The sequence below is a fragment of the Pseudomonas sp. UYIF39 genome, assembly GCF_029963765.1.
In the GTDB taxonomy this organism is placed as follows: Bacteria; Pseudomonadota; Gammaproteobacteria; order Pseudomonadales; family Pseudomonadaceae; genus Aquipseudomonas.
Genome location: NZ_JALBYU010000001.1, coordinates 423,440 through 438,155 on the forward strand (window position 1 = coordinate 423,440; position 14,716 = coordinate 438,155).

General features: G+C 54.2%; 9 protein-coding genes and 1 pseudogene. 4 read left to right on the forward strand and 6 right to left on the reverse strand.

Annotated elements, in window-relative coordinates:
• Nucleotides 1–68: 68 nt before the first annotated feature.
• The 6 genes and pseudogenes from MO767_RS02115 to MO767_RS02140 all read right to left on the reverse strand — a co-directional run bounded on the left by MO767_RS02115 (nucleotide 69) and on the right by MO767_RS02140 (nucleotide 8,312).
• A complete protein-coding gene (locus tag MO767_RS02115) occupies nucleotides 69–932 on the reverse strand; it encodes a phospholipase (protein WP_282479196.1) in 864 nt (287 codons plus the stop codon).
• Nucleotides 933–1,075: 143 nt separating this feature from the next.
• Nucleotides 1,076–2,371 (reverse strand): glycosyltransferase, encoded by a 1,296-nt coding sequence (locus tag MO767_RS02120; RefSeq protein ID WP_282479197.1) that lies wholly within the window; start codon nucleotides 2,369–2,371, stop codon nucleotides 1,076–1,078.
• Nucleotides 2,372–2,479: 108 nt separating this feature from the next.
• A complete protein-coding gene (locus tag MO767_RS02125; RefSeq protein ID WP_282479198.1) occupies nucleotides 2,480–6,250 on the reverse strand; it encodes a hypothetical protein in 3,771 nt (1,256 codons plus the stop codon).
• Nucleotides 6,251–6,449: 199 nt separating this feature from the next.
• Nucleotides 6,450–6,533: pseudogene (locus MO767_RS02130) on the reverse strand (response regulator); the annotation flags it as partial.
• Nucleotides 6,534–6,596: 63 nt separating this feature from the next.
• Complete coding sequence (locus MO767_RS02135) at nucleotides 6,597–7,787, reverse strand: PhoPQ-activated protein PqaA family protein (protein ID WP_282479199.1); 1,191 nt, start codon at nucleotides 7,785–7,787, stop codon at nucleotides 6,597–6,599.
• A 165-nt stretch (nucleotides 7,788–7,952) separates the two neighbouring features.
• Nucleotides 7,953–8,312 carry a response regulator gene (locus MO767_RS02140; RefSeq protein ID WP_282479200.1) on the reverse strand — a complete coding sequence of 120 codons (360 nt, stop codon included), beginning with the start codon at nucleotides 8,310–8,312 and terminating at the stop codon, nucleotides 7,953–7,955.
• Between the two features lie 261 nt (nucleotides 8,313–8,573).
• Here MO767_RS02140 and MO767_RS02145 point away from each other — a divergent pair, with 261 nt between their 5' ends.
• The 4 genes from MO767_RS02145 to MO767_RS02160 are packed head-to-tail and all read left to right on the forward strand — an operon-like array spanning nucleotide 8,574 to nucleotide 14,642.
• Nucleotides 8,574–12,044, forward strand: coding sequence for a response regulator (locus tag MO767_RS02145; protein ID WP_282479201.1), 3,471 nt, complete (start codon nucleotides 8,574–8,576; stop codon nucleotides 12,042–12,044).
• The gene (locus MO767_RS02150) at nucleotides 12,044–12,877 is read left to right on the forward strand and encodes a protein-glutamate O-methyltransferase CheR (RefSeq protein WP_282479202.1); all 834 of its coding nucleotides are present in this window, start codon (nucleotides 12,044–12,046) and stop codon (nucleotides 12,875–12,877) included. The genes MO767_RS02145 and MO767_RS02150 overlap by 1 nt, the downstream gene beginning before the upstream one ends.
• The gene (locus MO767_RS02155) at nucleotides 12,874–13,467 is read left to right on the forward strand and encodes a chemotaxis protein CheB (RefSeq protein ID WP_282479203.1); all 594 of its coding nucleotides are present in this window, start codon (nucleotides 12,874–12,876) and stop codon (nucleotides 13,465–13,467) included. The genes MO767_RS02150 and MO767_RS02155 overlap by 4 nt, the downstream gene beginning before the upstream one ends.
• Entirely contained in the window at nucleotides 13,461–14,642 is a 1,182-nt protein-coding gene (locus tag MO767_RS02160) for a hybrid sensor histidine kinase/response regulator (RefSeq protein ID WP_282479204.1), read from the forward strand. The genes MO767_RS02155 and MO767_RS02160 overlap by 7 nt, the downstream gene beginning before the upstream one ends.
• Nucleotides 14,643–14,716: the final 74 nt, after the last annotated feature.

Genomic DNA, 14,716 nt, shown 5'->3' on the forward strand with positions numbered 1-14,716 from the left:
GTGCGTGGCAGTATTGCCAGCGTCGGAAACACTTACACAAGAATAGCTATTTGATGGCGCGAAAATTGTTAATTTCGCTCGCTCGCTTTCGTCAGGTTTGCACTTCGGCAATAAGAGACAATGTTGGACTCTTCAATAAAATCGACATTGATGATGTTGCACTTTGACGCCCAGTCGCTTTTCTTCGGATCGAACCAGAAATTAAGCTCGTCATGAATATCCACGGGGCCGCCGAGAGCGCTGTAACTGGTGGCGGAAAGCGACCACGGGGCCCATGTGCCTGGCGGGTTTTTTAGCACATTAATAATGTGCTGTTTCAAATCAGCGGCGCTGGTAATACCGTTGCCAGACCATTTGTGCCCGATCTGCTCGACAAATACGTTTTGATCGAGTGCCCTGTTCCAAGGGGCCGCGACCAAAATTCTTTGTACAGAACTGATTTGTTTGAGTTGACGGAGGCTCAGAGACCGGTTTTTGGTGGGGATTATGCGATGGCCGAGAAAGTGCATCATCATGCTGTTGAAGTAAGCGAAATCAAACTGATCCCCCTTCAGTTCATGAAAGTCCAGGATGATGAATTCGTTGGGGTTCTCCCGAAGAAATTTTTCCACGTCGGTTACCAGGTGCCCCAAGGTGCGACCATTGCGATAACCGTTGTGATGAATGCTGAACTTTCCGAGTCCCTGCGGGCCAGCGTCGTACATCAAACGGATATCGAGTGCTCGAGAGCCGTGGCTCAGTTGGGCATAAAAGGATTCGTGCTGACAGGCGAGCCAGTGGGCGCCTGGAATCAGCGGCCAGGATGCTTTCCAGTCGCAGCCCGCGTTATGGGTGCCTGGCAGCGTCAATTCGAAGAGCGACAATTTATCAATTGCCGGAGTAGCGGTCATCCAGTTGTTAAGTGTGTGATTATTCTGAACAAAGTTGTCCATTTAATGCATCCTTGCATTGATTTATTAGGGGGGTCACCAAATTTAACCAATAAAGTTAAAGCTCGGCTGGGTATTTATAATGCGTGGTATTAAGCTTGGTCAATAACAGTGATAATGCAAAATGTTTGTTGTTGGAATAAGTGCTATAGCGGATTTCGATTCTTTGCCTCAATCCATTGCGCCATGTATTGCGTACTTTTGTGATAGTGATGACGCAACATGCTGCCCGTAAAATTATCGCTTCTAAGTTGCGCTAAATTATGTTGGCAGTACAACAACTTTTCGATCAGTGCCGGGCCATGTTCGGACTGACGATAACGACCAGCCAGTAATGTCTGCCCCTGGGACTGGGCATCTGTCCAAAGTGCTTCATCCTTGTACAACTGAACCGCGCAATCGGCGAACGCCTGTGCTGTGCTGGCGATCGCGCCGGGCCAAAGATGTTCGCCGTGCATCGCTTCTGCACCGATTGGCGTTGTGATCGTGGGCGTGCCGCACAACATGGCGTCGACAATCTTGCCTTTGATTCCGGCACCGAAGCGCAAAGGTGCCAGGCAAATCCGTGCACCAGACATGACCTCTAACGCATCTTCCGCCCAGTTCATCACATGAAAACCCTGGCCGGGGTTGTGCAACGCAGTCGCTTTGGGCGGTGTGTAAGCACCGTAAATGTGCAATTGAGCCTTTGGCAGCTGCTCGCGGATCAGCGGCCAGATAGTGGTTTTCATCCAGAGCACTGCATCCCAGTTGGGCGCATGACGGAAGTTGCCGATGCTGAGAAAGTGCGTGCGGTCTTCAAAAGAAACCGGTGGCACGCTCGGGAGATCGACCATCAGCGGGCACCAGTGCAGCAAGTAGCGCGGCAGCTTGAATTGCCCGACCAGCAACTCGATTTCCACTTCAGAAATCATCAGATTCAAGTCGCAACGATAAATCGCTGCGATTTCCCGTTTGGCCAGATCGGTCTCGGCCATGAGCTCAAACTCTTCACGTAACGCCGGCGCGAACAGTTCATTGAAGTCATTGACGTCGTCACTGGCCTTCAAACGTTGCTTGAGGCGTTGATGGCGGGCATCTCGCAGGCTTTGCAGGTCGGAGGTCTCAAGCACGCGCAAGGCATCGGGGCAGTGCTTCTCAACTCGCCAGCCGAACTGTTCTTCCATCATGAACCGATCGAACAGAACGATATCCGGGGCCAGTTCGCTGATGAACGTGTCGAAACTGCTGTTGTTCAATTCGATCGGGACTTCGCGAATGCCCAGCACCGTCAGGTCTGCCCGGTGTTCACCGGTGCCGGCCGGGCTACTGAACGTAATGTCCCAGCCTTGCTGCAAGAAGGTCTCGAGAATTTGCATCATGTGCCCACCGGCCGCTGAAGAGCGGGGCTCGGGCCAGACGTAACCAATGACTAGGACTTTGGTTGCGTGGGGCTGAGTCATGAACAGTGATCCTTTGCAGCAAGCGAGGGGGCAAAAAAGGGCGCAATTAAACCACAGTACAGTAGTGGTCGCATGCGCCCGGCTTCAGTAACTCGGTATGTCTGAAACTCAGAGAATGTTGATTTTTACCAGTGTCTGCCCACTGATGTATCCATGGTTGGCATTTTTGAGTGCCGCTTTCATGGTCGCTATATTCTGCTGATACGCTTGCTTGTTGGTCTTTAATTGGCTTAGCAGCGATGTCGTTAATGCAAACGAGTCGGCATTTTTAAACGCCATGCCGCGGTTGTAGTTGGTATTTGGAAAACTCGGCAGGCCCATGGATATCTTGCCGTTGGCGAGATTCAGGAGTGGACTTACGTCCAATTGCTGAGAACCGCGTTGAAATATTCCGCTGTGTTCGGCGTAGGTGAAATCTTTGGTTTTCGGCGCGCCGTGGAAAATTTCATGAACGAAAGTATCGGCAGTGAACCCCGGGTTGAAATGATCCCTGTGATAAGCATCGTTGAAGTTGTTGCTGTAGACCCGGATGAATTCGTTATTGGCATTTTGCGCCTTGTTGCCGGTCTTCCAATCGTTGTAGAGCCCCCAATGCAGCTCGGCTATTGCGTCACTTTTTTTACTGCTGTCGAGGATGAAGTTGCCGGGTTTGATATTTGAAAGATCCTCTTTGACTGCAATCAGGTAGTCGCGGTAAGTACTTCGGGCAGCGGAAGAGTCATTCGCAAGCAGAAGGTCAAGAACCGCATTCGCCTCCTGAATCAGCGTGGGGTCATTCAATACGTTGATGGCATCGTCTACTTTTTTGCTGGCGAGTGGTAAACCTTCTTTGATCACTGTACGAGCGTAGCTTTTAGGCATGACTTTATGCCAGTGTGGGGTGGGCAGTTTAAGTTTGAAATCAAAACCCTTCAGTTTGGCTCCCCAAGGCTGGCCAAATCGGTTCAGAGCGTACCATTCGTCGTTCTGGCGTATACCCCAGACCCGGAAAAGATCTTTCGAAGAATCCACGGGGCGCCAGGTTCCAAGACGAATGATGTCTGAATCGACGGTTCTGGCCAATTGCTCGAATTGAGTTTGGCCCGTCAACTGGCGAAGATCGGAAACGGCGTTTTCCAAGGCCGCAACACTCCCGTTAAAACCTTTGCGCAACAGTTTTGCGCCACCTGTAAGCAAATCCGGAACGCCATCCAGCGGATTTAGCAAGCTGCTCACCAGGCCCAGGCCAGTCTTGGCCATGGCGCTGGCTTTCGTTGCAACGGTCATGCTTCTGGCGGCAATACTGGCTATCTTGCCGATGGCCCCGACCACCAACAAAAGTGTCATCGCAGCTTCCAGGGTGCAGGCAGCTACTCCTTGGAACTGTCGATCCAGATCGTCTGAACTGATGTCTTCGATGCATGATTTGAACGGCACGACAATATTGAGAAACGTGTTCAAATCTTCTTCACGTTTTGCGCGCAATGTCTCCAGCCGGGTTTGCCCCCTGCATTCTTTTACCAACTCATCGTAGGTTGCGATTGGCCGGTGCTTGAGCACGAAGTTTACGAGCGGATCGAATTCACTTGAATAGAAATTTTGGTAATAGCCTTTACTTTCAGTGTTCGAAGGCAGGCGTGCCGCTGATAGTTCACCGATCTTTTCAATGACGCCACGACTGGTATTGACGAGGCCAGGTGTGACTCCATGGGTGTAGCACTCGATGTCGGTGGGCAGTTGATGCACCGGTGCCGGGTGGGAGTGGTTTTTCCCACTGCTGGGGCCTGTATGTAACAGGTTCTCCCTTTCGATCAGCTCGGCCAGTTCCGTGTTTTCACGGCAGACTCCGTGCAAGGTGAATAGCTCATAACAACTCAGTCGTCCTTCCAAGTAGGTACACATCACGACGCCGTAACGACCGGTGGCCTGCTCTTTGTCTTTCTGACTCTCCATGGGAACCCGATTCTGCACTTTCAGTATGGCGTCAAGGGTTGACGATAATGGATTCATGGGGAAGCGGGTGATTGGATGAAGAGTAGCGACTGAAGGCCGTACAGAGAATATCGTCACCTGTCCGCGTAGCAGCCGCGCCCGATCAGGAAGCGGCAAGGATGAAAGGGCCAGTTTCAAATGCGTACTCATAGCCTGCGTCTGTGACACATAGTGCCGATTGAATTGGCGGTAAAACTCTCCATCCGGAGAAATCAGATTGGGGAGCATCTTTGGAAACGCTTTATAAATACTCTCTCCATGCTTCAAGTCCCAATCACCTGTCAGCAGGTCGTTGGACATGTGCAGTTCTACAGGGGATATGAGAAACGGTTTGACATAGGCGTCTTCCAGTGATCGATTGCTCTTTTGGTGAAGGACGTCATCTTCAAGATAGGTGCATCCCTTGGCGACTTGCTTGAGGATGTCCAGGGCGACGCTCTTGCGGGTCGGCAAGGGGCGAGACAACGTTTCAGCCGTTTCAGCAAAGGTTTTCGCATGGCGGGCGTAAGCGGCCACTGCCACTTCAAGCGAGTCCTTGGTCGACCGGTTCACTTCATTATGGGTGACGATACCGTTGAGCAACGCCCAGTCGATCACTGGATCTACAGCAGCCAAGGCATTGAGTGTCTGTTGCGACTCGGTGACGGAGTCCGACTTCATCAGGTGTTGTATCTGCGCATGAGTCATTGAGCGCGACGATCCCGGTGAAATGATTTCCTGCACCTCGATGGTCCGGCAGTAATCAACCCATTGCGGGGTGCCGATTAGCAGAGTAGGCGGCAAGTCCTTGACCAGGAACTCCGGCGCGGTGCCGGCCAGCAATAAATGCGAGGCCAGTGCCGCGTTCTGTTCAGAGATCCGGTGGTTATCGATCAGATGTCTTTCGAATTCCGTTTGAACACTGGCGAAAGACTTCTCTATGTGTTGGGCCGCATAGAGATCGAAACCGGCAACTTGATTGCGCGGCTCTTGCTCCCCGACCATCGGGTGGAGATCCAACAGTAGCGCAGTAAAAAGTATTTGCTGGAGAGACTCATCCGATAAGGGCTGATTATCTTGCGCACCATACCAATCCAGGTCCCGTACAATACCTTTTGCCCAGATTAGAGCAATGGAACTGGAAACAAGCTTTTGCAGGAAATACTCCGCATCAGACCGTTTGAAGTGAGTGGATCGTCCACCCAGAATAGTGCCTGACAGATATTCCAATAATGGCCGGCCCTTGATGTATTCCTTGATAAGTGCTCGAAGCCGACTGCGCTGTGCTGATGACATAGTAAGCGGATTGTTTTCCCCGGCCTTTATCATTTCCCAATAGTTGCCGAATGGCGGACTGACGGGCTGTGGCTGTTCCAGGAATGCAATCAGGTTCTGGGCGTCGATGACCGTCCGAGGGAGGAGGTAACGATGGAATCTCAACCATTGAGTCATGCTGACTTGGTCATCAAGGGTGACGACGCCACCGGTCAATTGCGCCATTTCAACCAATGCAACAAGATCATCGTCCAGATCCGGAGCCAGTTTGAATGCACTCTCGAAACTCAGGGTTCTGCCTGCGTAGTGAGCCTTGACCTGACCATCAGCGGTGATTTCAAACAGTGAATCTTCGGATAGCTGGAGTTTCATCAGAAGTTTTTTGAAAGAGTCTTTTTTGACCATCTTTCGCAACATGGCTCTTGCAGGCTGGAGAGCTTCTTCTAACGATGAGCCAGACTCCAGGGAGATGGAAGCACCTTCCAGACTGACTTCCTTGGAGTGACTGTAGTCTTGCGCGCGACGCTTTAATTTGCTGAGGAATTCCTGGCGTTCGATATTGTCTTTTTGACTGTTGTGATTTTGCGGTGGGACATAAGTTGAAGGCCTTGATAACTGTCGTTTAAAGGTAATGTCTGTATTTTTAATGGTCATGGTAAGTCCATTTATTTTCTCGGCGATATGTTGGCGGCATCCTCTTTGAATGTTTGAATGCTGGCAAGCTGGCGTATGTAAGTGTGTGTTGCATTTGCCTGCCAATCATTAAGGCTTTAGTTGGCTGCTTTGTTGTTCGATTGCAAAGACCTCTTCGCCGTAACTGGCAAGAGGTCAGGTGACTTATCTCAGTTTTAAATAATGTTTTGACTTTATTCCGCAACTGATCAATGGAAAACGGCTTGCCGATCGCATGCAGCTCATCAGGCACGTCGATGCTTTCGGCACAATCAAGGAAACACGACAACCCCACAGAGCAAAAGGGTTGAGATTGTCGTGTCTTGATTTACTGACCCAGGGTAGCGGGTAGCGTTCTGCAAAACGCCTCATCGGCGGGTGGCGCCTGATTCGGATACGTATCCGGAAGAACCTTGACCATCGTCGTCTCGACAACGCCGTCCGCGTGCTCACCTTCGAAGTACTCTGCGGCCCAACCCACTTTGGGAGCACGGAGAGTTGTCTGGACGTCCATTGAGGCCGGCAATTGTGCTGCGGTGTAGCGCACGCCGCAGTTGTACCGGAAGTCCCGGGCTTTCGGGTTGTGGGCTGTCCACTGTGTCATCCTGATCGGTATTTCGGACAAGGTCAGGTGCAACTTGGTCGATGTGGCGTCCAGGCGCTGTTCCTGTGCCTTTAACCTCGGTGCGGTATTGCCGGTCTGCCGCCGCTCGATATAAGGAATCAGGTTCGCTTCAACAAACGCCCGCACATCGTGGGCGGAATTGGGAATGACCCGAAGTGTATTGTCACCCGGCAGGTCCGCAAGATACTGGCGTGAAGCATCCGGGATGAAGAAGTCATCGCCACTGGCATTGACGATGTATTTCGGGATCTTCAAGCGGTCGGTGTAGCCGGGCAGGTTCCGATAGGTCATTGGATCTTCGACTTGCATCAGCTTCTTGAACGGCTCGGTCTTGCGTTGGGCGATCACACCTTGCAAGTAGTAGCCGATGTACGCCAGTGGCCAGTTACCGCCGTAGGTCAAATACTGGTTGGGGACATTGCTGACAGCCACGACGATCAAATCGGTTTGCCGGGCAATGTTGAGCAGTGTTTGCTGCGAAAAGTTGTTGGGTGCTCCCGCAGACTCTCCGGGCAAAGGATTGTTGACGCCGTCGTTGGCGACCAGCACGGCGCGCGTCCCCTTGACGTTGTCGGGAATGTACAGATCGACTCCATGAATCCAGTCTGCCGGGGCGACTTGACCGCGCTGGCCCCAGGACTGTGACCTCAGCTCGAAGCGTCGGATGTTGACGCCGGGTTGTTGCTCTTGTCCTTTACTGATGTAGCGCAGCGGTTGCGTCGCTTCGGCTTTGCGATAGCAGTTCAATACTTCGCTGAACGCTTGTCCGCTCTGTTCAAAGCAGTGCTGGGGATTGTCGGAAGAAGCTGACTGGCAACCATATCCGGCGATGAGCATCAGCAATAATCCGCTGATTTTCAAACAACGTGCGTAGCGTTCGGTTCGACTCGGCATGGACTCGGTTCCTTATGAGTGGGATCACCGGTCCAATCAAACGCCAGGCGGGCGGCCTCTTTTACTGTCAAAATTGACAGGTCAGAGCCCAAAAACGCCAAAAAATGCAGCCTTACGTCGGTTTATGCAGAAAAGTGGTGAGGCCAGGATGTCCAGTCAACTGTCTCAGGCCAGCATGCCTTTGACCTTGTCGCGCAACTGATCAATGGAAAACGGTTTACCAATTACGTGCATACCTTTGGGCACATCAATACTTTCGGCATAGCCGCTAGCAAACAAAATGGGCAACTCAGGGCGCAGCATCCGCGCCTGGGTGGCCAATTCGCGACCGTCCATGATTGGCAGCCCCACATCGGTCATCATCAAATCGATGTACTGACCTTCATCGTTGAGAAACTCCAGCGCTTGTTCGCTGCCATCGGCCTCGAGCACCTTGAACTCGAGTTCCTCCAGTACATCGACAATCAGCATGCGCACGATGGCGTCGTCTTCGACTACAAGGATGATGGACGCGGTGGCGGACATAGTGGGGGTCTCAGAGATTGGATTCGCGATTGGCGGTCGATCGAAATCGCCGGGCTCTTGCTTGAATAAGTGGCGGAACCTGACAAGTTCCCACGCGGTAGGAAAAAGAATAGCCGCACAAGTGCTGGCAAGGATAACCGCTCCTTTGCGGTGGAGCAGTGGAATGTAGGATTTTGCGCGAAAACGCGTCAGAAAATTGGATCACTCCGCCGCTTTTGGGGCAAACTCCTTGGTTTTCAACAGCTCGACAAGGTTTCCCCCATGACATCCGCGTCTTCGGTTGATGAGCAACGATTCCGTAAACTCCTGAGCCGCAACGTCAGCCTGCCGTTGGGTGTCGGCGTGCTCAGTGCAGTGTTCTTTGTTTCGCTGATTACTTATCTGCTGTCGATGATCCAGTGGGTTGAGCACACCGACCGGGTGATCAATAACGCCAATGAATCGATCAAGCTGACCGTCGATCTGGAAACCGGTATGCGCGGCTTCCTGCTCACTGGCGACGAGCACTTCCTTGAACCGTACGAAATGGCCAAGCCGCGAATCGCTGTCGCCCTCAATACCTTGCTCGAACTGACCGCGGACAACCCGGTGCAGACCGACCGTCTGCACCGGCTCCAGGCCTTGCAGAATGAATGGGCCACTTACGCGCAGGCAATAATTGAATTGCAGCGATCCAGCGGCGATTACCGCAGCGCGGTAAAGGCCGGGCGCGGCAAGCGGCTGACCGATGAGATCCGCAAGCAATTCGAAGACGTGATCGACATGGAGCAACAGTTGCGCACCACGCGCAACGAGGAAGTGCGCCGCACCACGATCTGGAGTATCAGCCTTTATCTGTTGTTCATCGCCGGGATCAGCGCCTTGCTGGCCTACATTGGCCGTCGGGACTTGCTCAACCTTTCACAAAGTTACAGCGCCAACCTCGCCGCACAACAAGCCAGTGCTCATCGCCTGGAGCAGCAAGCCTGGCTGCGCAATGGCCAGACCGAACTGGCCGAGCAAGTACTGGGGCAACTGTCGCTGAATCTGCTGGGGCGCAACATTCTGCAGTTTTGCGCGCAGTACCTCGGCACCGTCGTAGCAGCCATTTATGTCCGCGAAGACCACGGTGGTCTCAAACGCATTGCCTCTTACGGTTTCTCTCGCGAGCAGGAAGCGCGCGAACAGCAGATTTACAGCGATGAAGGCATTGTCGGCCAGGTAGCGAATCAGGCTCGCTTGATTCGTCTTGAGGACGTACCGAGCGATTACTTCAAGGTCAGCTCCGGTCTGGGCGAAGGTCTGCCCCATAGCGTGTTGGTGGTGCCGACCAGTGACGACGATCGGGTCAACGGTGTGATCGAACTGGGCTTCCTGCGCCCGCTGACGGACCGCGATGTCGAATTGCTCGAACTCATTGCCGGCAACATCGGCACGTCCATCGAGGCCGCTCGCTATCGCCAGCGCTTGCAGGAAGTGCTGGCCGAAACCCAGCAGCTCAATGAAGAACTGCAAGTCCAGCAGGAAGAGCTCAAGACCGCCAACGAAGAGTTGGAAGAGCAGTCGCGGATTCTCAAGGAATCTCAGGCGCATCTGGAGACCCAGCAGGTTGAGCTTGAACAAACCAATGAGCAGCTCGCCGAGCAGCGAGACGCGATGGACTTGAAGAACACCCAGCTCAATCAGGCCCAGACCCAGCTCCAAGAACGCGCCGAAGAGTTGCAGCGCTCGAGCAAGTACAAATCTGAATTCCTCGCCAACATGTCCCACGAGTTGCGCACGCCGCTGAACAGCTCATTGATCCTGGCCAAGTTGCTAGCGGAAAACCCCCAGGAAAACCTCAGCGCCGAGCAGGTCAAGTTCGCCGAGTCGATCTACTCCGCCGGCAATGATTTGCTTAACTTGATCAACGACATTCTCGACATTTCCAAGGTCGAGGCCGGCAAGCTTGAGATACGACCGGAGAACACCAGTGTCGCGCGTCTGGTGGATGGCTTGCGCGGGTTGTTCCAACCCCTGGCGACCGACAAGAAACTGAATTTCCAGGTCGAAGTGCAGGCCCGGGCGCCGATGATGATCTTCACCGACCGCCAACGTCTGGAGCAGGTCATCAAGAACCTGCTGTCCAACGCGGTGAAATTCACCGAAAGAGGCGAGGTCAGCCTGACAGTCGCCAATCATCCCGGCGACGGTATCGCCTTTATCATTCGCGATTCGGGGATTGGCATTGCCGCGGATCAGCAGGAAAGCATTTTCGAAGCCTTCCGCCAGGCCGATGGCACCACCAATCGCCGTTATGGCGGTACTGGCCTGGGCTTGTCGATTTCCCGTGACCTGGCGGCCTTGCTCGGCGGTTCCATCAGTGTCACCAGCGAGCCGGGGCAGGGCAGTGTGTTCACGCTGGTTTTGCCGCAGCAATACGTTGAACCGGGCGAGGAGCCTGTCGAGCCGATGAGAGCCACGCCGGTTGCCATTGCGCCGAGAGTGTCTACCGCTGCGCTGGTGCCGTTGATTGCCGAAGTCGATATCCCGCGTTTCGACGACGATCGCACCAAAGCGCCATTCGCCACTCGTTGCATTCTGGTGGTGGAAGACGAGCCGAATTTTGCCAATATTCTTTATGACCTGGCGCATGAGCTGGGGTATCAGTGCCTGGTGGCGCACGGCGCGGACGAGGGTTATGACCTGGCCAAGGAATTCATCCCGGACGCCATTCTGCTGGACATGCGTCTACCGGATCATTCCGGGTTGACTGTGTTGCAACGCCTGAAGGAGCACGCTGAAACCCGGCACATTCCGGTGCATGTGATTTCCGTGGAAGACCGGGTCGAAGCCGCGATGCACATGGGCGCCATTGGTTACGCGGTCAAGCCGACCACCCGCGAAGAACTCAAGGACGTGTTTGCCCGCCTTGAAGCCAAGCTGACCCAGAAGGTCAAACGCGTCCTGCTGGTCGAAGACGACGATGTGCAGCGCGACAGCATTGCCCGGCTGATCGGCGACGATGACATCGAGATCACTGCCGTGGGCCTGGCACAAGATGCGCTGGACCTGCTGCGCACGACGATTTTCGATTGCATGATCATCGACCTGAAACTGCCGGACATGCTCGGCAATGACCTGCTCAAGCGCATGTCCACGGAAGACATCTGCTCGTTCCCGCCGGTGATCGTCTACACCGGGCGCAACCTGACCCGGGACGAAGAGGCCGACCTGCGCAAGTATTCGCGTTCGATCATCATCAAGGGGGCGCGCTCGCCAGAGCGTTTGCTGGATGAGGTCACACTCTTTCTGCACAAAGTCGAATCCAGGCTGTCCCATGAACGCCAGAGGATGCTCAAGACCGCGCGCAGCCGCGACAAGGTTTTCGAGGGTCGTAAGGTGCTGCTGGTGGACGACGATGTACGCAACATCTTCGCCCTCACCAGTGCCCTGGAGCAAAAGGGTGCAGTCGTGGTCATCGGCCGGAACGGCCGTGAAGCGATTGAAAGACTGAATGAAGTCGAGGACATCGATCTGGTGTTAATGGACGTGATGATGCCTGAGATGGATGGCTACGAAGCCACCATCGAGATCCGCAAGGACCCGCGCTGGCGCAAGCTGCCAATCATTGCGGTGACGGCCAAGGCCATGAAGGACGATCAGGAGCGCTGCCTGCAAGCGGGCTCCAATGATTACCTGGCCAAGCCCATCGACCTGGATCGCCTGTTCTCGCTGATTCGCGTGTGGTTACCGAAGATGGAACGAATTTAGTGGAACGTAACTTTTCAGTGGAGCGCAATAGCGAAATCGAATTGCGCTTGTTGATCGAGGCGATCTACCTCAAGTACAGCTATGATTTTCGCGACTACTCCGGCGCTTCGATCAAGCGCCGGGTCAATCACGCGTTGAGTCAGTTCGAGTGCGCCACCATTTCGGCGTTGCAGGAGAAGGTGCTGCACGATCCGACCGCATTCATGCAGTTGCTGCAATTGCTGACGATCCCGGTCAGCGAGATGTTTCGCGATCCTTCGCACTTCCTGGCGATCCGTAAGGAAGTGGTGCCGCTGCTCAAGACCTATCCGTCGATCAAGATCTGGATTGCCGGTTGCAGCACGGGGGAAGAAGTTTATTCGATGGCCATTGTGCTGCGCGAAGAAGGCTTGCTCGATCGCACCATCATCTACGCCACCGACATCAATCCGCGCTCGCTGGACAAAGCCAAGCAAGGGATTTTCTCCATGGAGAATGTCCGCGCCTACACTCATAACTACCAGCAGGCAGGTGGCCAGTGTTCGTTCGCCGACTACTACACGGCGGCTTACGGTTACGCCATTTTCGACAAGACGCTGTGTGAGAACGTGACCTTCGCCGATCACAGCCTGGCGACTGACAGTGTCTTTTCAGAAACTCAATTAATTTCGTGTCGTAATGTTTTGATTTATTTCAACAAAAAACTTCAGGATCGTGCGTTCGGTTTGTTCCATGAATCCCTTTGCCATCGAGGGTTTTTGGTGCTGGGCAGTAAGGAAACCCTGGATTTTTCGGCCTACGGCAACCAGTTCGAACCGTTGGTCAAACAAGAACGGATTTACCGTAAATCATGAACAGTGCAGCGGATTTACCTTCTATAAAGGCCATCGTGATTGGCGCCTCGGCCGGCGGTGTGGAGGCATTGTTTAATATCTTCAGCCCACTGCGAGAAGGCTTCAAGCTGCCGATCATCGTGGTGTTGCACCTGCCGGACGAACGTCGAAGCCATTTGGCCGAGGTGTTCGCACGGCGAGTCTCCATGCCTGTACTGGAAGCCCGCGACAAGACGCAGGTCGAAGCGGGAACGCTGTATTTCGCGACACCGGGTTATCACTTGTCGGTGGAGCAGGACCGCAGTTTTTCCTTGAGCCTGGAAGCCCGCGTGCATTATTCGCGACCGGCCATTGATTACCTGTTCGAGTCGGCTGCCGATGCCTACGGTTCAGCTCTGGCGGCGGTGTTGTTGACCGGCGCCAACCGTGATGGCGCCCGCGGCTTGGCCCAAGTCAAGCGTCGTGGTGGCATGACCATCGTTCAGGATCCGGACGAAGCCCAGGTCGCGACCATGCCTCAGGCTGCGCTTGATATACACCAGCCGGACCACATTCTCCCTATACGCGGCATCGGCCGTCTGCTTGTCGAGTTGGAACGAATCGCATGCTAAGTACTGTCCAAGCCAAATTGCTGATCGTCGACGATCTGCCGGAGAACCTGTTGGCGCTCGAGGCACTGATCAAGCGCGAAGACCGTATCGTCTATAAAGCCTTGTCCGCCGACGAAGCCTTGTCGCTGTTGCTGCAACATGAATTCGCCATGGCCATTCTCGACGTGCAGATGCCGGGCATGAACGGTTTCGAGCTGGCCGAGCTGATGCGCGGCACGGAAAAGACCAAGAACATCCCGATCGTGTTCGTCAGTGCCGCCGGTCGTGAGCTGAACTACGCGTTCAAGGGCTACGAAAGCGGCGCCGTGGATTTCCTCTACAAGCCGCTGGATATCCACGCGGTCAAGAGCAAGGTCAACGTGTTCGTCGAACTGTTTCGCCAAAGCAAGGCGATGAAACGGCAGGTCGAGGAGTTGGAGCAAAGCCGCCGCGAGCAGGAAGCGCTGCTCAAGCAGTTACAGAGTACTCAGCTGGAACTGGAGCAATCGGTGCGCATGCGCGATGACTTCATGTCCATTGTTGCCCACGAAGTCCGCACGCCGCTCAATGGCCTGATCCTCGAAACCCAGTTGCGCAAGATGCACCTGGCCCGGGATAACGCCGCGGCGTTCACCCTGGACAAGATGCACGCGATGGTCGACCGCGACGAGCGGCAGATCAAAAGCCTGATTCGCTTGATTGAAGACATGCTCGATGTGTCACGCATTCGCACCGGCAAGTTATCGATCCGGCCGACGCGCTTCGATCTGTCGGCTCTGGTTCGCGGTTTGTTGCAGAACTTTGCACCGCAGATCGATGCTGCCGAGTCCTCGGTCACCCTGGATGCCGGGCAACCGGTGGTGGGCAGCTGGGACGAATTTCGCATTGAACAGGTGATTTCCAACCTGCTGACCAATGCTTTGCGCTACGGCGCCAAGAGTCCGATCACCGTTAAGGTGTACAGTGAGAGCGGTCAGGCTCGGGTGGAAGTGCGCGATCTAGGGATTGGTATCAGTGAGGAGAACCAGAAGCGTATTTTCCAGCAGTTCGAACGCGTCACGGCCAAACATGCTGTCGCTGGGTTGGGCCTGGGCTTGTTTATTTCAGAGCAGATTGTGGCCGCCCATGGCGGTTCCATTACCGTCGAAAGCCGGATTGGCGAAGGCGCCTTGTTTCGCGTTTGTCTGCCGCTGTAGGAAAACAGCCAGATAAACGCAACCTCTGATCGACCCCACTGTCGTATCAGCAGCTATTGACCGAACAAAGGCTT

What these genes read in the sequence shown, in the direction of transcription:
- MO767_RS02115 (WP_282479196.1), bottom strand. Translation starts at nt 932, where the DNA reads ATGGACAACTTTGTTCAGAATAATCACACACTTAACAACTGGATGACC.
- MO767_RS02120 (WP_282479197.1), bottom strand. Translation starts at nt 2,371, where the DNA reads ATGACTCAGCCCCACGCAACCAAAGTCCTAGTCATTGGTTACGTCTGG.
- MO767_RS02125 (WP_282479198.1), bottom strand. Translation starts at nt 6,250, where the DNA reads ATGACCATTAAAAATACAGACATTACCTTTAAACGACAGTTATCAAGG.
- MO767_RS02135 (WP_282479199.1), bottom strand. Translation starts at nt 7,787, where the DNA reads ATGCCGAGTCGAACCGAACGCTACGCACGTTGTTTGAAAATCAGCGGA.
- MO767_RS02140 (WP_282479200.1), bottom strand. Translation starts at nt 8,312, where the DNA reads ATGTCCGCCACCGCGTCCATCATCCTTGTAGTCGAAGACGACGCCATC.
- MO767_RS02145 (WP_282479201.1), top strand. Translation starts at nt 8,574, where the DNA reads ATGACATCCGCGTCTTCGGTTGATGAGCAACGATTCCGTAAACTCCTG.
- MO767_RS02155 (WP_282479203.1), top strand. Translation starts at nt 12,874, where the DNA reads ATGAACAGTGCAGCGGATTTACCTTCTATAAAGGCCATCGTGATTGGC.
- MO767_RS02160 (WP_282479204.1), top strand. Translation starts at nt 13,461, where the DNA reads ATGCTAAGTACTGTCCAAGCCAAATTGCTGATCGTCGACGATCTGCCG.